Here is a 19,777-nt window from a genome sequence, read left to right on the forward strand (position 1 = left end):
TCTTATTCGCTGAATTCGTTGAGTTTGGCTTTGAGTTCTCCCAGAAGTCTTTTAACTTCTTGAAGTTGCTCTTCTTCGGGAGAGACTTTCTGGCTCATCTCTTCCGTGAGGGTGTCCCACGTATCCAAAGCCTGCTTAAGATCCTGATTCAGGTTCCCAAACAAGGACTTTCTCGAGGACTCCTTCTTTTCAGTCAGAGCTGAAGAGTCCTTGGATTGATTCTGCCTTTCGGGCAGTTGTGGTTCTAAGATGTCGTCACTCATTCGCTGTCTAAATTCTTCTTAGTTGCTTATTTTTTCTACCGAAAGTGCTTCATGCACAGGGGCGATAGTGTGATAAAATGAACTCCATTTGACAAGTATTTTTAGGCTGGTAAATTACCTCGAAATACCGATTTTTAGGAGTGTGACATCATGTCTCAAGAGATTATCTACACAATGAAGGGCGTAAGTAAAGTATATCCTCCAAATAGATACGTTTTGAAGGATATTTATCTTTCTTACTTCTACGGAGCCAAGATCGGTGTTTTGGGTCTGAATGGATCTGGAAAATCGACCTTGCTTAGAATTATGGCAGGTGTGGATAAGGATTTCCTTGGGGAAGCCTTCCCTTCAAAGACCATGAAAGTGGGATACTTCGAGCAAGAACCCCATTTGGATGAAGCTCTCACCGTGAAAGAGAACATCTTTGCAGGTATGGGTGAACTTCCCAAGCTGATGAAGGAATACAACGCTATCAACGACAAGTTCAGCGATCCTGATTTAGATCCGGACGAGATGAACAAGCTCATTGAAAAACAAGGCGCTATCCAGGAAAAATTGGAAGCTTTGGGGGCTTGGGACGTGGATCAAAAAATTGAAATTGTGATGGATGCTCTTCGTTGTCCAGATGGAGACCTTCCTGTCACCAATCTTTCGGGTGGTGAAAAGCGCCGTGTGGCCTTGGCTCGATTGATCATGAGTGAACCGGATATTCTTCTTTTGGACGAGCCGACGAATCACTTGGACGCAGAGTCTGTAGCATGGCTTGAGCAATATCTTTCAAAGTTCCCAGGAACTGTGATCGCCGTCACGCATGATCGTTATTTCTTGGACAATGTGGCGGGTTGGATTTTGGAACTGGATCGTGGCGAGGGCATTCCTTGGAAAGGAAACTACTCTTCATGGTTGGAGCAAAAAGACAAGCGTACGGCCAATGAAGCCAAAGACCAAGCTCGCAAAGCCAAAACTTTGGAACGCGAGCTTGAGTGGATTCGTCAAGGAGCGAAAGCTCGTCAGGCAAAATCCAAAGCGCGTATTTCTAACTACGAAAATCTGATCAAAGAAGCGTCTCCTGAAAAAATTCAAGAGATGTCGATCTATATTCCACCGGGACCTCGTTTGGGGGACATCGTGGTGGAAGCCAAAGACATCACCAAGGCCTACGATCATAAGGTTCTTTTGGATAACGTCAGTTTCACCATTCCTCGAGGCGCGATTGTTGGCGTGATTGGACCGAACGGAGTGGGTAAGTCCACATTGTTCCGTATGATTACGGGTAAAGAAAAAGCAGATGGCGGATCTTTCAAGGTTGGTGAAACCGTGAAGATTGCTTATGTGGATCAGACCCGAGAAACGTTAGATCCGAACAAAACAATTTTTGAAGAGCTTTCGGGCGGTGCGGATGTCATCCAATTGGGGACTCGGGAGATCAACGCTCGTCAATATGTTTCTTGGTTTAACTTCTCTGGAACAGATCAACAGAAAAAAGTCGGTCAGTTGTCTGGGGGCGAAAGAAACCGCGTCAATATGGCTAAGATCCTTAAAGAGGGTGCGAACTTGTTGCTGCTGGATGAGCCAACAAATGACTTGGACGTAAACACCATGCGTGCTCTGGAAGAAGCTCTTCTAGAGTTCGGTGGATCCGCAGTGGTCATTTCGCATGATCGCTGGTTCTTGGATCGTGTGTGTACGCACATTATGGCATTTGAAGGGGATTCAAAAATTGAATTCTTCCCTGGCAACTTTACGGAGTACGATGAAGATCGTAAGCGTCGTTTGGGTGAAAATGCAGGCCCTAAGCGCGTACGCTTTAAAATGATCTAGCGACTCTGAGAAACCGTATATGAAAAAACAATGGGTGGGAGCAGGACTATTTCTGCTCCTTCTTTTCGTAGCCTCCTTTCTAATTCCGCCCTTCGCTCTAGATCCGTGGGGGCTTTTTCGTCCTCAAAAGATTGTTTTAATATTCTTCGCACTTTCGGCGGTGCAGTTTTTTGGAGCAGCTCTAACCAAAGCTTTAGGGCATAGGGTCGGAGCCTTGATGTCGGGCTTTATTGGAGGCTTGTTGTCCAGTACAGCGACGACGGTTTCTATTGCCAAGGACTCCCATGAAGTCGAACGCTCTCAAACTTTAAGAATTGCCGCTTTACAGAGTTCCATTTTGGCGATGTTGTTTGAAACCGTGGCCTTTCTTGCTGCGGCAGGGGGAGTTGTTGCTTTAGAGGTCGTGCATATTCATTTGGCGATCTTAATTGCAATAACGGTCGGTCTTTTGGTGATCTTGTGGCGTCGGAAGCCGCAACGATCTCATGCTTTGCCACCCGAGGGAAAAATTTTAGATCTTACGTCGACCTTGAAGCTGACGGGTTTCATTGTTCTTATCATGGCAGCATCAAAGGCGGTGCAACTCTGGGCGGGCAGTCAGGGGTTGATGTTGTTGACCTTTGTAGTGTCCTTGTTTGAGGTGCATGGGTCTTTGATTTCCTCAGCGCAACTGTATGCTTCCAATGGCATTGACAGTGCCCAGTATGAAAAGCTTGTGGAAATATCTTTGTTGGCCTCTTACTGCGCGAAGGGGGTTCTGATTGCTGCGATCTCAAACTCAGCATTTCGCACCAGAGCCTTGCTAAGTCTTCTGCCTGCGTTTTTGTTTTTGGTGTTTCATTCTTTTGGATTTATTCAGCTTTAGTCACAAGGCCATAAGTGCGACAGTATTTATCTCCAGTATTGGAAGAGATAACGTCCGCCAGAGGCGTCTAAAAGCCCCGTGTCTGCTGGTTTCGTGGCAAATCCCCCGTTGTTGGTAAAAGCAATGCCTTCATTGCCGCAGGCATTCGACCAAAAACCTGTGACCCGTTCCGTCCAACACGTCGTTACGCTCACATCATTAGGAATAAACCAGATATCGACTCCGCCACAGGAGTTTGCGTCCGCGGTGGTGTACCTTAAGGAATTGGATGAAGTGTTGTAGACGCCGGAAACACTGACGACGTTTGATTTATAACGACAGGTGTTTGCGTCGGCAGAACTATAGTCGATATTGGCTTCCACGTAACTTTGCGTGACCCCCGTTAAGCCACTGCAATCGCGAATGTAACCATTGGTTCCAGTCCAAGCAGTCTTATACCAAGAAGTTGTGTTGATGGTGGGGAAGTCCGAAGTTCTGACATCTAGGCAACGGGTCCAACCTCCTCCGTTGGTTTCCATATCACAATATACTTTGAAGGGGGCATTTCCCCCGGTACCATCGGGATCTATTTGATAGTATCCCGAACCGAAATCTCCACCTTTTTGTAAGATGTCTTTGCAGCTTGCGCCAACAAACTTGGAGGTCGGTTTCCACGAAGTGCCATCGCAGAACTTCATGACCTTTAAAGTGCCATCGTATTGCATGGTCCCTTCGTCGGCGGCCGTGCAGGAAACAAGTGTGGCGCTGAGCTTTAAATCACCACTCACTTCAAGTTTTGCGGTGGGGGTTGCTGTGCCGATTCCCACATTTCCAGAACCATCAACTGATAAACCGGCACTGCCACCACCGACCAGTTTGTAACCTGCAATATTCAAGTTCTGAGTGGCCGTGTGGTTGCCAAGATTGTCGGCGCCAATCTGATTATTGACTCCTAAATTCAGCAACGTGATTTTCCATCCATAAGAACTTCGAGTGGCGGCATCGGACGAAGAATAGCAGTAGACCTTAAGAATATCCCCTGTATTAACTGTGGTCGCGGAATATAAGACGAACGGGACCCCGGGGGAGCTTCCTCCTCCGGAACCACCATAATAAAAATGTTTGGAGTCAAGATTTGAACCATTCTTTGCGAGAGAGCAAAGAATGGAAAAATAAGTCCAAGGCTGTGACGTGTTGGAATTTCCCGAGGCGAGAATTAAATATTTTCCGCCGGAATTCACAGTTAAAGATAAAACATCCGTATTGACGGCGTTGCTTAAATTAACAGCGGAGCCCTGAACAACTTCTTGAGTCCCCGTGCCGCTGCCACTCATCCAGTTTGTTCCATCGTAAACTTGCAATTGCTGTGCGGTGATGTTGTACACGATGAGTCCCGCGGCCGGACTTACAATGGCGTCTCGTTGGGCGGCAGTCAGTCGTGGGGGTAAGAGGCCGCGCGATGTTGAGTTCAGATCCAGAAGGGCTGAGCCATCCGGAGTTCCCGTCCCTACAGCGACAGTGCCGCCGGCATAGTTAATTCCCCCCGTTGCTGAAGACCAGTAAGACAGACTGGCGGGCAGGCGACTGGCATCAATCGTTCCCGTCGTAATTGCGGAGGCATCGAGAGAACCAATATCGGCACACATCCACTTATCACTGAGGGTATTCCAATACGGTTTTTTATTTGCGGCACAGGACACAGCATCTGTTAAATCCCCCGCGTAAGCTGAAAGGGGAAGGGCGTCGGTGATGCCATATCCAACAAGAGTTGTGGGTTTGTCCGTGATTGAATTCCATGCAGGGGTCAGTGTCGTATTTCCTGCCGTCGTCAAGCGCCCTTGAGCATCGACAGTGAAAGTACCAACTTGAGTCGTTGAACCATAAGAGCCTGGCGCGACCGTCGTGTTGGCCAAAGAAATAGTCCCCGTGCCCGTGATAGGCCCTCCGGTGAGGCCAGTCCCGGTATCAATACTTGTGACAGATCCAGCTGTGGCGTTATCCCAGAAAAGTTCTCCCGAGCCATTAATTTTTAAAACCTGTCCAGCGGTTCCCAGAGTTGTGGGTAAAGTCAGAAGAACATTGCTGGCAAGCCCACTCTTGGCTTTGAGTTCGACGTAGTTGGCTCCAGAATAAAAACGCACAGCACTGGATGTTTGAAGCAAGCCGCTCGTGTTGATGACTGTGGAGCCCCCGATTGTTCCTGAGGTGATCGCACCTCCTGAAACTTTTCCGGCAGTTGAAATGGTCGCAAGCTTTGAATCCACAATCGCAGCCCCGTCCGCGATATCGGCGTCGACAAGCGTGCCGTCAGTGATTTTTGCAGAGCTGACAGAGTCATTCGCAATCTTATTCGTAGTTACGGAATCGTCTGCAAGTTTAGCGGTGGAAATGGCATTGTTGTTAATGGTCACTGTCGCGGTAGGACTTCCAGAAGAGGAGACCTCTCCCGTCAAACCCGTTAAAGCGCCCGTTGTGCCGAGGTCATCCGCCGGTGCCCACTGAGTGCCATTGTATTTAAGAACTTTGCCCGAACCGAGGCCGGTCATGATTACGGGAGCCCCTTTAATTTTATCAACACTTGTTGCGCCTTGGGTGCCAGAGATATCTCCAGCAAGGGTGCCGGTAAAGCCCAACGCGTTGCCAGAAATATTTCCGGTCACGTTGGTTCCGGAAATATTTGGCGTTGTACATTCAAAATTTCCCGCTGGAGAAATATGACGTAAATATTGTCCCGCCGCACAGGTAGGCAGACTGGATTTTAAAATGAAATCCGCAGCAACATTGGCCCCTAGCTTTCTCGCAACTTGTGCGGTCCTGGCGTGGCCAGCAAAAGGCACGGTTCGAATCTCATTGTCAGGAGAAATAAGTTTCCATCCGGTGCCGTCGAAAAATTGAACTCGTAAAAGACGTTTGTCGTCCACGACCGGCGAATAGCTCCCGCCGCCCTCGCAACTGAGAGAATTCTCATTGTCGAAGGCATCTAAAAATTTAAAACCTGCACTTGTCGGAAAAACTTGAGTCCCTGTACCGATGGGTACATCGAAAACTCCGCCTGAGTTGCGCATATCAATAGGGTGAGAGGTTTCTCGATAGATGATACAACTACCACTGGGATTCATTATGAAGAACTCGAATTGAACGGCATTTACTTCGAGAGGTTCACCATTGGTATTCTTAATCCGCCCTTGATAGGTTAAGGAAGAGGGAATAGCTTTAGCCCATGAGCCAAGAAGAAGTAGGCATGAAACAACCAAGACGTACCATGTTTTCATACTTATCTTATCGGCTGCTTTTGACAGTATCTTTATAGCTTTGTGAGGACTATTCTTTTATGCAGTAGAGAAGGGCAACGTTTCGGGGGCGGACCACTCCAAAGTAAGCAGAGGCGCCGGCGAAAGTGTAATAGTTCACATTCTCGGCATTGGCCGAGGAGGCCGCTGTGCCAGGATAGTCGGCAGCGACGGGAGTATCGTGTTGGTACTGAGTCGCAAAGCTGGTTGCAAAAGAAAGTGAGTTTGCGCCATTGCCATCGTCACCGACGGCAAGGGATCCTTTTTGTTTTGAGCCCAGAGTTCTTCCCGTATCCACGCCGCGACCGTCATCCCATCCACGAATGAATTCACCGCGAAGTTCTGGAAGATTGAATGTCGAAGAGCCATCGCCAGTGCCATAGGTTGTACCGATGGCCGCAAAGAGGGACGCGTAGGTGGTGCGTGAGACGGATTGACCATTTGCTTTCAACCAACCTGTGGGGCACGCACCTTGTGCAAAGGTTTGGACGGCTCCAGAAGGAATAGCGGGGGTTCCGCCCACTTGCCCCCAGGTGCTACCGTTGCAGAACTCCATATATTTCGCCGAAGCGTTGTAGCGCAGTTGTCCCTCTTTGGAGGCGTCACAAGCGGCGGCACTATTTCCGACTTTGATTTCGCCAGCCACATCCAGTTTGGCCTGAGGATTGGTGACTCCAATGCCCACATTTCCATCCGAAGCGATTGTCATTCTTGCGGTATTCGCAGTCTCTAGAAAAAGCGCATTTGCATCATTGGTTCCAACATTGATCGCAGCGCCAGTAGAATTGCCGCCGTCGACAAGGAATCCCCCCGCGCCCTGAGGAATAAGGGAGGCGGGAACGCGGGCCCCGGCATCGAGTTCAACCAGATGTCCTGCGGAAGTTCCGAAGTTCTTTGTTGCGGCAGAGCCCAAACCGCTGACTTGAGTGTTCGCAATAGAAATGTTCGTGCACGAAAAGGTGTCAGTGATCGCACTCCACGTCAAAGTTTTGTCGGCAGAAGCGCAAGATCCCGGCATTTGTAAATTCCCCGTGAGTGTGGAGCGCAACTGGCCAAAGCCGAAGTACTGAATGCTCCATTGCGAACCGTTTGAGACCATGGTTTGGCCGTTGAGAGGTGTTGAGGTGCTCACGGGAAACCCTTGAATCTTTTCCACCTTGGTTCCGGAAGTGCCGCCGTTCGAAGTCACATCTCCTGCGAGATTAGGAACGTCGCTTGCAGAAATACTGGTCATCGGTGTTGTCCAGCCCAAAACTCCTGAGCCCGTGTTGGTAAGAACTTGCCCGGCTCCTCCCGCCGTGTTGGGAAGGGAAAAGCTGAGGTCCGCAGATAAGGAGGCGGGAGGTTTGAGTTCCACAAATTTAGAGCCCTGATATAAACGCACCCCGTTGGATGTTTGAATCAAACCGCTCGTGTTGATGACTGTGGAGCCCCCGATTGTCCCCGAGGTGACCGCACCTCCTGAAACTTTTCCGGCAGTTGAGATGGTCGCAAGTTTTGAATCCACAATCGCAGCCCCGTCCGCGATATCGGCGTCGACAAGAGTACCGTCTGCAACTTTGGCAGAGGTCACAGAGCCATCGGCAATTTTGACGGTGGTCACGGCGGCATCAGCGATCTTACCTGTTGAGACGGCGCTGTTGTTGATTGTCACTGTAGCCGTGGGGGCTCCTGTAGAACTCACGTCTCCGGTAAGACCCGTGAGGGCCCCCGTGGTGCCTAAGTCGTCGGCCGGAGCCCATTGAGAGCCGTTGTACTTAAGGACTTTTCCCGTGTCGATTCCTGTCATGACAACAGAGACGCCTTTGATTCTGTCGACGCTTGTGGCACTTTGAGTTCCAGAGACATCCCCGGTCAGAGCTCCCGTAAAGCCCACGGCGTTTCCTGAGATATTTCCACTGACGTTACCGCCTGAAATTGAGGGTGTTGTGCATTCAAAGGTCCCTGCAGGCGCGATGTGACGTAAGTAAGTACCTGCCGCACAGAGGGGAATATTCGATTTTAAAACAAAGTCCGACGCGACATTGGTACCCAGCTTTTGCGCGGTCTTGGCGTGCCCCGCATAGGGGACCGAACGGATTTCACTGTCGGGCGAGATCAGCTTCCAGCCAGAGCCATCAAAGAACTGTACGCGCAACAGGCGTTTGTCATCGATGACCGGAGAATAGGTGCCACCCCCCTCGCAGTCGAGACTTTTGGAGTTATCGAAGGCATCCAGAAGTTTAAAGGTTGTTGAGATGGGGAAGTCTTGGGAACCCGTGCCAATCGGAACATCAAAGACGCCGCCGGAGTTGCGCATATCTATAGAATTGGACTTCTCTCTATAGATAATGCAGGTCCCAGTTGGGTTGGTGATTGAGAATTCAAATTGAACGCCGTTGATCTCTAGAGGGGCTCCATCAAGTCCTTTGATGCGTCCTTGATAGGTGAGGCTTCCAGGGGTGGCCCACGCCAAGGCCCCCATAAGAAGGGTGCATGAATAAAAAAGGACGTTCAGGATATTCATAGGGTTATTATTCGGTATCTTTTATTGAAACCTTAACAGCACGCCCCTGTTGTCTCATAGAGGAGCGAGCCTTGAGCTCATCTGGCATTTCTGCGATGTAATCTCTGAGAACGGCTCTAGTTAGAAAAAATCCCTTGCAGAGTTTCGTAATGCTCTTTGAGTTCCAGAAATTGCTGCGCGCTTCCACCATGGTCAGGGTGAAGGATCATCGCCGCCTGACGGAAGGCTTTCTTAAGCTCAGAGCCGGTGTAACCTTCGTTGAGATCATGAATCCAAGACTTTAGGAACTCATAAGAGAGTCGTTGTGCTGAGGTGAAGTTATGGGCTTTTCGTTGAGGACGAACTTTGGGAGGGGGATAATGTCCTCGGGGGGAATGGACTTCTAAGCGACTGATTTGTCCCAGCAAATAAGCCAGATGGGCGGGGTCTTCATTCACAGTAAAAGCGCTTTTTCCCTCGGAAGAAGAGGTCTGTGACCCCATTTTCTCTCGTAGAATTTGCTTAAAGCTTGCTTGAAAACTCATGTGATTCTTATCGGCGCACCCCCTGGATTCCGCAGTCCAGAAGGGGTTTTCCCTCGAGAAATAGCCTTTTTCCCTGTGAAAAAGGGCGTATTTAGAGGGGAAAACCTGATTTCCCTAGGGGAAAATGCAAAAAAAATGAATTTACCTGCATTTTTTTTTGGACAAACGACTCGACTTAGATACACACTAAGCTCATTCGTATAAACGAGACTAAAAACCTAACGGAGGAATTTAGAATGGCGAAAGCTAAGAAAGCTACTACAAAGAAAGCTGCAGCTAAAAAAGCTGCTCCAAAAAAAGCTGCTAAAAAAGCAGCTCCAAAAAAAGCCGCTGCTCCTAAAAAAGCTGCGAAAAAAGCTGCTCCAAAAGCAAAATCTGCTCGTAAGCCAAATGCAGCATTCATGAAAGCGTTGACTCCTTCTGCAGCTTTGGCAGCAGTTGTTGGTGCTTCTCCACTTCCTCGCACTGAAGTTGTTAAAAAACTTTGGGCTTACATCAAGAAGAACGGTCTTCAAGATGCTAAAAACAGAAGAAACATCAACGCTGATGCAAAACTTAAAGAAGTTTTCGGCGGTAAAACGACTGTTTCTATGTTCGATATGACTAAGCTTGTTTCTAAGCACTTGAAATAGTCTTAGAATCAGCCTAAAGCTGAACTAGATTCAAAAAGCCTAGGGTAACACCTAGGCTTTTTTTTTGCTTTGCAGGTCCTTGGCCCTCCCTGCATTTTTATGTTTTAGATTCCTTTGGTCTATCCAAGGTGGGGCCTCTGTGTTATAAAATGCCCCTATGGGAATTAAGCCGCTTTCATTAGAAGAAATCAAAAAAATGACTATTGCCTGCCGTATTGCGGCCGACACTCTGACCTACCTCGATAAATACATTAAGGTCGGAATGACCACCAATGAGATCGATGAGCTTGCCAACGACTTTATGCTCAGTCGAGGGGCTAAATCGGCTTGTATCGGTTATCACGGTTATCCGAAGTACACCTGTACCTCGGTCAATCAGGTTGTGTGTCATGGCGTTCCCGATGATAAGACCATTCTCCAGGACGGGGATATTATCAACGTCGATGTGACCTCGTGGATTGATGGTTTTTTTGGTGATACCTCCAAGATGTATATGATTGGCAATGTTTCTGATGAGGCAAAAGATCTCGTAGAGACGGCCCTGATGGCCCGTGACAAAGGGATTGAGGCGATCACTCCCAATGGATTTACCGGGGACATTGGTTTTGAAATCAATAAGCTAGTGACTCGCAAAGGGTACACGACCGTGAAAGAGATCGGGGGACATGGCGTTGGGCGTCTGTTCCACGAAGAGCCGTTTGTTCCTTCTTTCGGTAAGAAAGGGAAGGGCGACCGCTTGGTGCCATTCCACTGCATTACGGTGGAACCTATGGTCAACCAAGGAACGGATGAGGTTGTTGAATTTGCCATCCCCGGGTCGAGTATCAAGTACTACGATACTGCGGATGGTCTATTGTCAGCGCAATTTGAGCACACGGTGCTTGTGACTGATACGGGATATGAGATACTAACTCTTCCTTAATTGAATTAACTATAAATTACATTATTAATAACAAGGGTAAATCAATGTCATTAACGACAACGAATGGAAAGTCCGCTATGAAAAAAAACGCTAAGACAACGACGAAAGCTCCTGCTGGTGATTTCAAAGTCTGCAAAGAGGCGATGGAAAATCCTGAAGTCTTCGCAAAACTTGCGAAGTGGGGACGTGAAGAAATCAAGATTGCTGAAACAGAAATGCCTGGTTTGATGGCTCTTCGTAAAGAGTACGGCAAACAGAAGCCTTTGAAAGGTGCTCGCATCTCTGGTTGCCTTCATATGACAATCCAAACTGCCGTTTTGATTGAAACTTTGGTAGAGCTGGGTGCAGAAATTCGCTGGTCTTCTTGCAATATCTTCTCAACTCAAGACCATGCGGCTGTTGCAATTGCGGCGGCGGGCATTCCTGTGTTCGCATGGAAGGGTTTGACGGAAGAAGAGTTCAACTGGTGTATCGAACAAACGATCACAGGTTGGGGTAAAGACGGCTTTAACATGATCTTGGATGATGGTGGTGACTTGACCAACATGATGCATGAGCCTCGTTTCGCCAAAGAAATGAAAAAGATCATCGGTATCTCTGAAGAGACCACAACCGGCGTTCACAATTTGGAAGTTCTTTTGAAGAACGGCAAATTGAAAGTTCCAGCGATCAATATCAACGACTCTGTGACGAAATCTAAATTCGACAACCTGTACGGTTGCCGCGAGTCTTTGGCAGACGGTATCAAGCGTGCTACAGACGTGATGGTAGCTGGTAAAATTTGTGTGGTTGCGGGTTACGGCGATGTCGGTAAAGGTTCTGCGCACTCTTTGCGTGGCCTGGGCGCACGCGTTCTTGTGACTGAAATCGATCCTATCTGCGCTTTACAGGCGGCGATGGAAGGTTTTGAAGTGACGACGATGGACGAAGCTGCGGCTGTCGGCGACATCTTTGTGACGGCAACAGGTTGCTGCGACATCATCACTGACAAGCACTTCAACAAAATGAAAAACAACGCGATTGTTTGTAACATCGGTCACTTCGATATCGAAATCGATATGGCTTGGTTGAACAAAAACTCAAAGATCCGCGAAGTAAAACCACAAGTGGACATCCACACGATGAAGAACGGCAAACAAGTGATCGTTCTTGCTAAGGGTCGTTTGGTGAACTTGGGTTGTGCGACAGGGCATCCAAGCTTCGTAATGAGTAACTCATTCACGAATCAAGTATTGGCGCAAATGGAGTTGTTCAATAACAGAGATAAATATCAAGATATCGCTGTTTACAGACTTCCAAAGCACTTGGATGAAAAAGTGGCGGCTCTTCACCTTGATAAATTGGGTGTGAAGTTGACGAAGCTTTCTTCTAAGCAGGCGAAGTACTTGCACATGAGTCCTCAGGGGCCTTTCAAGCCTGAGCACTATCGATACTAATTGACCCGCGCTTTGGGTTTAAAAAGGGGGGCCTGGGCCTTGCAAAACGCTCGGACAGTGTCGAGGGCATCCTGCCCTCGATCCTTCGGACTTCGCGAAAAATGGCCGTCATGGCCATTTTTTCCTCGCGCGAAGGGAGCCTTTTTGGCTCCCTTTTTTTATTTTTTTAGTCTTCTGATTGCTGTGGCTGGGGTGTCGGGCGCTGCGGAACTCGGTTTTGCAAGGCCCGGCAGCCCCTCTTTTTTAAGCCCAAAGCGCTGGAATTGTGTCTTCGTGTGTGTGTGTTGGGGAGGGTTGTTGGGTTTGGGATTTGTTTTTGTTTGAAGAGCAGAGATCTTTTTATCGAGAGTTGTTATTCTTTTAAAGTGAACGGGGTTTTGGCTAGAAGTTGGCCGTTGACCATGATTTCTAGGTAGTGGGTGCCGGGGTAGTATTTTCTTGTGGTTACGGGTTTGAAAGAGTGTTTCTTTTTTATGTTCAGAGACTCTCCGGTTTTCAGGGATTTGCTGGTGAGTTTGAAAACTTTGGGTTTGTTTTCTCCGTTGGATTTTTTGTGGTGAATTAAATAGTCCACCATGACTTGAGCCGGGTGGGTGCTGGTGAGTTCAAAAGAGAACTCGAGGGAGCTGCCGATTTTCACGTTTTTGGCAGAGAGTTTTAGATTTTTTACCTGAAGTTTCCCCGTCGTTTTATAACCTAAAAGTTTCAGAGCTTCGGGGTGTCCCTTTTTTAGTAAAGTTCTTAGAGCGTGTTTGACGATCCAGCTTATTTTCTCTTTGTGTTTTTCTGGCGCTTCTTTCAGCCATTTTTTCGCTGTCTTTACCGCTAAAGCGGGATGATCTTTAGAAATATCATTGAGGTGATTCGCGACGGATTTTCTGACGTAAAGTTCTTCGTTGTATTTTAATTTTTCTAGAAGTTCCAGTGTCGAAGAAGGATCTTGGATGAACGATTTCAGTTGCTCACCCCAGGGCAGTCGAGGACGGCTGCCCTCTGAAACCAAACGGCGCACGTGATGATTTTCATCTTGGCTCCACTGGTGCAGGACCTTGAGTGTTTTCTTTTCTTCATGAATTAGAAAAGGACGAATGGCAAACTCGGCAGTGAATCTTTGCGTGAGTTCATGAAGAGCCTCCATGGACTCCTCAAAGTTTTCAAGACCATAACGATGTACGTATTCTGTGACGGCCCAAAGATCAAACCCGGTCAGGGGCTTGGCTTTGGGGCTGGGGGTCGTTGTGGCTTTAAGAAGAATGCCGAGGGCTTTTTTGTAGTCTTCAGGCAAATATTTTTTTAAGTAGTCGCAGATCAGTTGAACACGAGGTTTGAGTTCAAGCTTTTGAAGATGCAGGGTTAACGCTACAAACTCTTTGCGATTGAAAGACGGGTGGTGATGCTGAATGTGCGTCGCTATCCGTTCGACCAAATCGGCATTGATCCAGTGCTTAAAGGCAGAGTCTGAAGCGTCTTCTTTTTTCTGTGGCATTACTTCTTATCAAAGCTCATCTTGTCGCAATAGTGGCGAAGCTCTTGGATGCTTTCGCGGATGTCCTCCAAAGCGCGGTGTTTGTTGGACTTCTCGTAGATATAGTTGAACTTGTTGTTGATGATCACTTTCCACGATGAAACATCCACCATGCGATAGTGCAACCGCGCCGCCAGATCTGGCATGTACTTATTGATAAAAAGACGATCTTGCATGATCGAATTTCCCGCAAGGACGGGGCGGTCTTTAGGATCGGGGAAGTGTTTCTTTACCAGGTCCACAAGTTTAGCCTCGACTTGATCGGGCTCCATGCCGTTGGGAACTTTGGCCGTCAGGCCGGATTTCTTGTGATGCTCTTTATTCCAAGCATCCATGGCGTCGAGGTATTTTTGCGGTTGTTTCACCACAGTTTCAAAAGTGTCGAGTTCTTTAAAGTTGAGATCGGTGACGATCGCGGCAACTTCGATGATCACTTCTTTTTCGACATCGAGACCTGTCATCTCCATATCAAGCCAAAAAAGTTTCTGCATGGGGATTCCTATTCTAGGGTCATTGACCCGAAAGTTCTATAATGAGGGAATCCTTAGGTTGTGACAAGGGGGCTTTAGTCTTTCTGTTGCTCCATGCCGCAGCGAAGGGCTTCCTCGATGGTGCGAATTAAAGCTCGCTCGTCCCAGGGTTTGCTGACAAAGGCGTATACTCCCAGCCTTTGGGCATCATAGACAATATCTTTTTGCCCGTAACCCGTGTGAATAATAAAGGGAGTGTTAATGCCATTTTCTCGCATCCACTTCAGAACGTCCATACCTGACTTCTTGGGCATTTTTTCGTCTGAAAGGACGGCGTCGAACTGTTGTGTCTTCAGAAGCTCAATGCCTTCAACACCATTGGCCGCCTCTTGAATCAAAGAGGCCGAGGTTTCAAGTAGGGCAATAAGAACTTCACGCAGCTCGGACTCATCATCGATGATAAGAAGGCGTCCTTTTTTTGGGGTGGGGGCTGTGTTCGTCATAGGTTGATTATGACAAAGTTGATTTGCGACGTCACCGACAGAGCGCCGGTGAGTCGGTAAAATTATTTAGGAGTTTTTAGTAAAGAGGGCTCTTTTCTAAAAAACCTTATTTGCTTTTTGATGAGCCAGTGATTTTGTATTCACCAGCTTTTGTAACAGCAGCTTGAATCTGATCTTGAGAGATGTTGATTCCAGTTTTTGGTGAGATCACAAGTTTACCCATACTCACGTCGCACTTCTCCAGGCCTTCCATGTTGCAAACTTGCGCTTTAATGGAGCGGACGCAGGAATTGCAGTGCATTCCTTCGATGTTGTAAGTGATGGTTTCTGCCAAGGCAGTTTGGGAGATAAGCAAGGTTGCAATGATAAAAGCCTTCTTCATGGGGGCCTCCTTTGAGTCTTTAAATGACAGTATACCCGTTTTTGGGTATTTCCAAGAGGTCTAGGTGCCCAAAATAAGGGCATTAAACACCATGCTAAGGAATATTTTAAAGAATCTTGTTGAATTGCGGGTCCAGAGTAGCTATAAAAGATTCTCCAAATCGATGTGGGGTGGTAGTTAAGTTGGTTATAACGTCCGCCTGTCACGCGGAAGGCCGCGGGTTCGAGTCCCGTCCACCCCGCCATTTACTTTTCGAAGTAGATGGTAAAACCCCTCAAGTGTTTGGAATCAAAAGAAAAATCAAGGCAGCTCGCAAGGCTGCCTTTTTTATTTTTCGGGTTTTGGAACGAGCCGTAGTTCTGCGGTGGCCAGACAAAAATCGAGGTTTTATTTGCTCCACCGTTTCCAAATCGAACTATCAGACATCGATCGCGGCGTTTACGAATCACTCGATTTCCGTGTGGCTCAGCATCCTTCCGAAACCTATCCCTATCTTCTCACACGGGTTCTTGCTTATTGCCTGACTTACCAAGATGGCCTCGAGTTCACACCAGGTGGCCTCTCGGATCCCGAAGCGCCTGCTTTGCGAAAGCTAGGAGCTCACAACTCCATCGATCTATGGATTGAAATCGGCAACACCTCTGCCCGTAAACTTCACAAAGCAACCAAGGCAGCAAAAGAAGTCATCGTTTTCACCTATAAAAATCCTCAAGCTCTGATTAGTGAAATTCGTACCAGCGAAGTTCATCGATCCAATGAAATTAATATCTTTTCAGTAGCGCCCGCTTTTTTAGAAAGTCTCAGCGCACGAGTCGAAAAAAACAATCGCTGGTCTCTATTGGTTCAACAGGGACAGTGTGATGTGACGATTGGTACTGAGACAATCACGGGTGAAGTGGTGTCTCATTGATAGAGAAGCTCGCGGAGTCATCCCCGCTTCAGCGATTGAATAATCTGATCTAATTTTCCCAAGAACTGTGAACGGGCTTTTTGATCCATCGGAGCCGGGCCGCCTCGCATTTCGCCCATATGTCTGAGATTTTGCATAAGCTCACGGCTAGCGACTGCGGAGCCGATATTATCGTCAGTAAACTCCGCACCTTTCGGGCCAAGGACTCGCGCCTTCTTTTTCACGCAACGCTCAGCTAACAGAATATCTGCTGTGATCACAATATCGCGATCGGTGACACTTTCAAAAATCCAATCATCGGCCACATCAAATGTTCCCGAGACGACTTTCATTTCTACGAGCGGATCCAGTGGAACTCTCATATAACTGTTGGCGACGACATAAGTCTTAATCTTGTAGCGAGCGGCAACCTTATAGGTTTCCTCTTTAACAGGACATGCATCCGCATCGATGTAGATTTGAATCTCATTTTTATTTTCCAACACCAACTAAATTACCTTGAATACGTCATCATGGCAAAGGATTGGAGATCCCACCGAGAAGAACGCAAAAAGAGAGCTTAATAAATCAGGCGCTGCAGCATCTTAGAAAGCCCACCAAAGAAATCCCGATGCGCGAATCTTGCCTACAGGCTGCAAGCGTTGTTTGCATTATGACTATAGACCTTTAAGTTCATCCCGTGGGCATGGTTTTTTAGTTTCGGAGTCGATATCGTAGCATTGGCCACGGTCACTCCAAATAGCTTGGTAATTGAGCACATGCCCATTTCCTTGGAAGGTTCCAATTCCAGGAAAAGTATATCTGTCGTCTGATTTTTTCGGCACTCCTGATATGGGGGAAAATGAACCAATATGTACGACCTTTGATTTACTTAGAATCTTATTGGTGGCATCCATAATTTGAAAGCAGTCTTTCTTTTCCAAAACTGGTTCGACAATTAACGTTAAGACTGTTTTTTTTGCGTCCAGAACATGCATCATAAATCCGTAAGGCTCTTTGACCTCGCCATCATACCCATCTTGATACTCGCATTGGACAAGAATCCTATCGGATGATGCAACAATCTCTGTTCCCGAGTTAGTTAGCTTGCGAGCATTGTATGTCGATGTTGCACATCCAGTTAATAGAAGGAGAGAGACGTAAAGTATGCTATTTCTTTGTGAGTGATGCATAAGAGGTCCTGTATTTTTCCAATGCTGAATTTTTATAAGCACTTTTGCTTTTCAGAAGTCCTTTGTATTCAAGAATGATTTCCTCATTGGTTGGTGCGCGACCTAACTTATTCATCGCCCTCTCGCGCTTCCAGGCAAGCCATCTGATGCCCATAGGTATCGCTATGTCAGGATTTTCTAAATCCTTTTGACGAATTTTTCCGAAAATGAATTCTTTAACTTCACCATTTGGGTCCTGAAGAATCTTAAGAGTGCTTTTGGTGATTTGCGCAATTCCGATGGCAACTCTTGTTCTTGCGGAGGAATTAAAGCTCGATTCACTAGCGATGAGGGCCTTCACGACGTTTGGTTCAAGTGGCGGATCTATTTTAAATTTTTTGTTAAAGTAATCCGTCCAAACTGCGATCTGGTTATCGAATTTATCAGATTTTTCTTTATATTCCGGTAGCTTTCCAACTGCAGGATATACGATATTCTTTCGATCATATTCAGAGAAAACGCGCTGTATCTCAAATGGATCCAAATATGTGCCGGGGATTCTTCGTAAGTGCTGATCTACAAGCGTGATGCCTTTTGGATTTTTGAGACTGGGTTTTACTCGTCTTTTATGTTCGTGAACGGTTGTGACTTTCCTTGTGGATGCTTTCGGCATGCAATAAGTAAATCATAATCCGATTATAAATACAAATTACATTATAGCTCCTATCTCTTTTTAAGAATTCGCGATACTGCAATTTCAATTGCAGTGAGTTTCTCATTCGCGAATATCCAAATCATACCAGCGTCTATCGTGGCATAGGTGTGGGCAACTCTATTTCTTAGGCCTTGATCGCTGGCCAATTAATTTCGTCCGGGAAGTGAGAGCTGATTTTGTCAGAATGTTTTTCCAGTGCATATTAGAATGATCATGGGATGCATTTTCTCTAGCATCTTTGTTTGATCAAACGAATCGGGTGCTTTTTTCAGAAATGCACACAAGCTTCTCAGATAGTAGTCGATTTGGGAGCCCGAGAGGTCCTTTTTGCTCGTCTCTAATTTTTCTAGATATAGAATGATATCATCTATATTCTTTCGGTGTCCGGAAAAACCAAAATTGCCGCCAATGTAATCAAAATTTTTTGCATCACTTCACAGCTTTCATGTGTTTTTCAAGCCAAGCTGCGATCTCTTCAATATCTGCTTTATTTTTGATGACTCGCTCAATAATGAAGGACTCGCCGTTATCAGCGTCGACTTTTAATCGATAGCCATTCATTCGTAAGAAAATGGCGCTGGTTGCGAACGCGACTCGCTTGTTGTCATCAATAAACGAATGATTTTGCGTGAGGCTTTGTAAAAGAGCAGCGGCTTGAAGAGACAGTGATTTGTAATAACCTGTTTGTGGACGCATAAGGGCGCTTTCAAGCAGCCCCATATCTCTCACGCCTTCTTTGCCGCCAAAGCGTTCTATGAGGCGCACATGCAATTCTAAGGTTTCAGAAAGAGTGGGGTAGAGGACTGTTTTCATTTTGCTAATCGAGTGAGAAGCTCTTCATGTTCATCCAAGATCTCATCCATAGCGTTACGAAAAGCAGGACGTAATTTAGAGCGCTGCAGATATTCTGCGACGGCCTCGCTGACCACACTTGAAATGCTTCTATCGGTCGCACTTGCGTAAGATTTCAGATCTTTAAGAACCTTTTCATCAATTTGGGTAGCAAACTTGATAGCTTTCATGATTGAGATAATATCATGAAATTTCATGAAATGTCAAGAATTGCAGTTGTGACCGGTTTTTCAGGGATAACAGGGCTGGAAAATGCATAATCCGAGAAATCCCTTTAAAGAGCTACAGAACAAGATAACATTCTCGGCAGAGGCTCGCCTAGGAAACCCTGGGTTCCTTTTATTCGAACCTCAAAAGCTTGATTGTTGATGTCTAGTAAAACGATCTTTGAGTTGTTCAAAGATTGAATGCGGTAAGCGGCAAACGGTTCGCCCAAGCTCAGTTGTTTAAAGACATCGTCTCGGATGACAAGATAGCGGGTCTCACTCCACTGGGTCATGTGACTGTCTTTGCCAATCATAATCCAAGATTTAAGGTCCTCGCTGACGAAAATTTTTGTGGCGAGATCATCAAATTTATTGTCGTCTTTAAGAAGGGGAATCATCATTTTTTTACGTTTGGTGATGGAGTATACTTGGTCGGCCTCATCCCGTGTTGCGGGTCTGAAGGTTCGAACTATTTTACTGCCATTACCGAAGTCGATTTCTACGGTTCCATCAAAGCTGGCGTAACGGGAATCGAACCAGACATTTGAATCTGGAGCAGCAAAGACCTTGAAAGAAAGCATCATGATCGCTGTCAGAACGAAGGTTTTCATATTTAGATACTCCCTAAAGAGCTCTCCAAGAGCTCCAGAGGGTATCCATCCAAGTTTTATGCCGTCAGTTTATGGTCTAAAATCATATAATGATGTTTAGGGAGTTAGAGACTGTCTAGGGGTTAGACATCTTTACGGAAAAGGCCGCTTGGGGCCTTATGTAACTACCCAGCGATTCTGTCCGCCTTTAATTACCCAGCGACTTTGACCGGAG

General features: G+C 46.8%; 21 protein-coding genes and 1 tRNA gene. 7 read left to right on the top strand and 15 right to left on the bottom strand.

Features of this window, described 5'->3' with window-relative positions; genetic code table 11:
• Positions 1–2: 2 nt before the first annotated feature.
• Positions 3–263, bottom strand: a complete 261-nt coding sequence (locus tag ACM64D_RS09750; protein ID WP_415063021.1) for a hypothetical protein — start codon at positions 261–263, stop codon at positions 3–5.
• A 150-nt stretch (positions 264–413) separates the two neighbouring features.
• Here ACM64D_RS09750 and ettA point away from each other — a divergent pair, with 150 nt between their 5' ends.
• Both ettA and ACM64D_RS09760 read left to right on the top strand, forming a co-directional pair.
• Positions 414–2,084, top strand: a complete 1,671-nt coding sequence (gene ettA, locus ACM64D_RS09755; RefSeq protein ID WP_415063022.1) for an energy-dependent translational throttle protein EttA — start codon at positions 414–416, stop codon at positions 2,082–2,084.
• Positions 2,085–2,103: 19 nt separating this feature from the next.
• Complete coding sequence (locus tag ACM64D_RS09760; protein WP_415063023.1) at positions 2,104–2,949, top strand: DUF4010 domain-containing protein; 846 nt, start codon at positions 2,104–2,106, stop codon at positions 2,947–2,949.
• A 26-nt stretch (positions 2,950–2,975) separates the two neighbouring features.
• Here the strand turns inward: ACM64D_RS09760 and ACM64D_RS09765 are convergent, their stop codons facing one another.
• The 3 genes from ACM64D_RS09765 to ACM64D_RS09775 all read right to left on the bottom strand — a co-directional run bounded on the left by ACM64D_RS09765 (position 2,976) and on the right by ACM64D_RS09775 (position 9,248).
• The gene (locus ACM64D_RS09765) at positions 2,976–6,200 is read right to left on the bottom strand and encodes a fibrinogen-like YCDxxxxGGGW domain-containing protein (protein ID WP_415063024.1); all 3,225 of its coding nucleotides are present in this window, start codon (positions 6,198–6,200) and stop codon (positions 2,976–2,978) included.
• Positions 6,201–6,249: 49 nt separating this feature from the next.
• Positions 6,250–8,724, bottom strand: coding sequence for a tail fiber protein (locus tag ACM64D_RS09770; protein ID WP_415063025.1), 2,475 nt, complete (start codon positions 8,722–8,724; stop codon positions 6,250–6,252).
• A 116-nt stretch (positions 8,725–8,840) separates the two neighbouring features.
• Positions 8,841–9,248, bottom strand: coding sequence for a J domain-containing protein (locus tag ACM64D_RS09775; protein WP_415063026.1), 408 nt, complete (start codon positions 9,246–9,248; stop codon positions 8,841–8,843).
• A gap of 236 nt (positions 9,249–9,484) precedes the next feature.
• On the opposite strand from ACM64D_RS09775, the gene ACM64D_RS09780 reads away from it, so the two are divergent.
• The 3 genes from ACM64D_RS09780 to ahcY all read left to right on the top strand — a co-directional run bounded on the left by ACM64D_RS09780 (position 9,485) and on the right by ahcY (position 12,238).
• Complete coding sequence (locus ACM64D_RS09780) at positions 9,485–9,880, top strand: SWIB/MDM2 domain-containing protein (RefSeq protein ID WP_415063027.1); 396 nt, start codon at positions 9,485–9,487, stop codon at positions 9,878–9,880.
• A 157-nt stretch (positions 9,881–10,037) separates the two neighbouring features.
• Positions 10,038–10,802, top strand: a complete 765-nt coding sequence (gene map / locus ACM64D_RS09785; protein WP_415063028.1) for a type I methionyl aminopeptidase — start codon at positions 10,038–10,040, stop codon at positions 10,800–10,802.
• A 44-nt stretch (positions 10,803–10,846) separates the two neighbouring features.
• On the top strand, positions 10,847–12,238 hold the full coding sequence (ahcY, locus tag ACM64D_RS09790; protein ID WP_415063029.1) for an adenosylhomocysteinase: 1,392 nt from the start codon (positions 10,847–10,849) through the stop codon (positions 12,236–12,238).
• 352 nt (positions 12,239–12,590) lie between these two features.
• Here ahcY and ACM64D_RS09795 read toward each other — a convergent pair whose 3' ends face one another.
• The 4 genes from ACM64D_RS09795 to ACM64D_RS09810 form a co-directional block, all read right to left on the bottom strand.
• Positions 12,591–13,724, bottom strand: coding sequence for a DNA alkylation repair protein (locus tag ACM64D_RS09795; RefSeq protein ID WP_415063030.1), 1,134 nt, complete (start codon positions 13,722–13,724; stop codon positions 12,591–12,593).
• Positions 13,724–14,254, bottom strand: a complete 531-nt coding sequence (gene orn / locus ACM64D_RS09800; RefSeq protein ID WP_415063031.1) for an oligoribonuclease — start codon at positions 14,252–14,254, stop codon at positions 13,724–13,726. The genes ACM64D_RS09795 and orn overlap by 1 nt, the downstream gene beginning before the upstream one ends.
• Positions 14,255–14,328: 74 nt before the next feature.
• Positions 14,329–14,736 (bottom strand): response regulator, encoded by a 408-nt coding sequence (locus ACM64D_RS09805; protein ID WP_415063032.1) that lies wholly within the window; start codon positions 14,734–14,736, stop codon positions 14,329–14,331.
• Between the two features lie 106 nt (positions 14,737–14,842).
• Positions 14,843–15,118 (bottom strand): heavy-metal-associated domain-containing protein, encoded by a 276-nt coding sequence (locus tag ACM64D_RS09810; RefSeq protein ID WP_415063033.1) that lies wholly within the window; start codon positions 15,116–15,118, stop codon positions 14,843–14,845.
• Between the two features lie 167 nt (positions 15,119–15,285).
• On the opposite strand from ACM64D_RS09810, the gene ACM64D_RS09815 reads away from it, so the two are divergent.
• Both ACM64D_RS09815 and ACM64D_RS09820 read left to right on the top strand, forming a co-directional pair.
• Positions 15,286–15,362 (top strand) — tRNA-Asp (locus tag ACM64D_RS09815).
• A 147-nt stretch (positions 15,363–15,509) separates the two neighbouring features.
• On the top strand, positions 15,510–16,028 hold the full coding sequence (locus tag ACM64D_RS09820; protein WP_415063034.1) for a YaeQ family protein: 519 nt from the start codon (positions 15,510–15,512) through the stop codon (positions 16,026–16,028).
• 17 nt (positions 16,029–16,045) lie between these two features.
• On the opposite strand, the gene ACM64D_RS09825 is transcribed toward ACM64D_RS09820, so the two are convergent.
• From ACM64D_RS09825 to ACM64D_RS09855, 7 genes are all read right to left on the bottom strand, one after another.
• Positions 16,046–16,513, bottom strand: a complete 468-nt coding sequence (locus tag ACM64D_RS09825; RefSeq protein ID WP_415063035.1) for a YaiI/YqxD family protein — start codon at positions 16,511–16,513, stop codon at positions 16,046–16,048.
• A gap of 171 nt (positions 16,514–16,684) precedes the next feature.
• A complete protein-coding gene (locus ACM64D_RS09830) occupies positions 16,685–17,200 on the bottom strand; it encodes a hypothetical protein (protein ID WP_415063036.1) in 516 nt (171 codons plus the stop codon).
• Entirely contained in the window at positions 17,178–17,852 is a 675-nt protein-coding gene (locus tag ACM64D_RS09835; protein WP_415063037.1) for a transglycosylase SLT domain-containing protein, read from the bottom strand. Before ACM64D_RS09835 ends, ACM64D_RS09830 begins: the two co-directional genes overlap by 23 nt.
• A gap of 50 nt (positions 17,853–17,902) precedes the next feature.
• Positions 17,903–18,040, bottom strand: a complete 138-nt coding sequence (locus ACM64D_RS09840) for a HepT-like ribonuclease domain-containing protein (protein ID WP_415063038.1) — start codon at positions 18,038–18,040, stop codon at positions 17,903–17,905.
• Between the two features lie 283 nt (positions 18,041–18,323).
• Positions 18,324–18,707, bottom strand: coding sequence for a type II toxin-antitoxin system death-on-curing family toxin (locus tag ACM64D_RS09845; protein WP_415063039.1), 384 nt, complete (start codon positions 18,705–18,707; stop codon positions 18,324–18,326).
• A complete protein-coding gene (locus ACM64D_RS09850) occupies positions 18,704–18,916 on the bottom strand; it encodes a hypothetical protein (RefSeq protein ID WP_415063040.1) in 213 nt (70 codons plus the stop codon). The genes ACM64D_RS09845 and ACM64D_RS09850 overlap by 4 nt, the downstream gene beginning before the upstream one ends.
• A gap of 104 nt (positions 18,917–19,020) precedes the next feature.
• On the bottom strand, positions 19,021–19,563 hold the full coding sequence (locus tag ACM64D_RS09855) for a hypothetical protein (RefSeq protein ID WP_415063041.1): 543 nt from the start codon (positions 19,561–19,563) through the stop codon (positions 19,021–19,023).
• Positions 19,564–19,777: the final 214 nt, after the last annotated feature.

Source organism: Bdellovibrio sp. (assembly GCF_047637665.1).
In the GTDB taxonomy this organism is placed as follows: Bacteria; Bdellovibrionota; Bdellovibrionia; order Bdellovibrionales; family Bdellovibrionaceae; genus Bdellovibrio.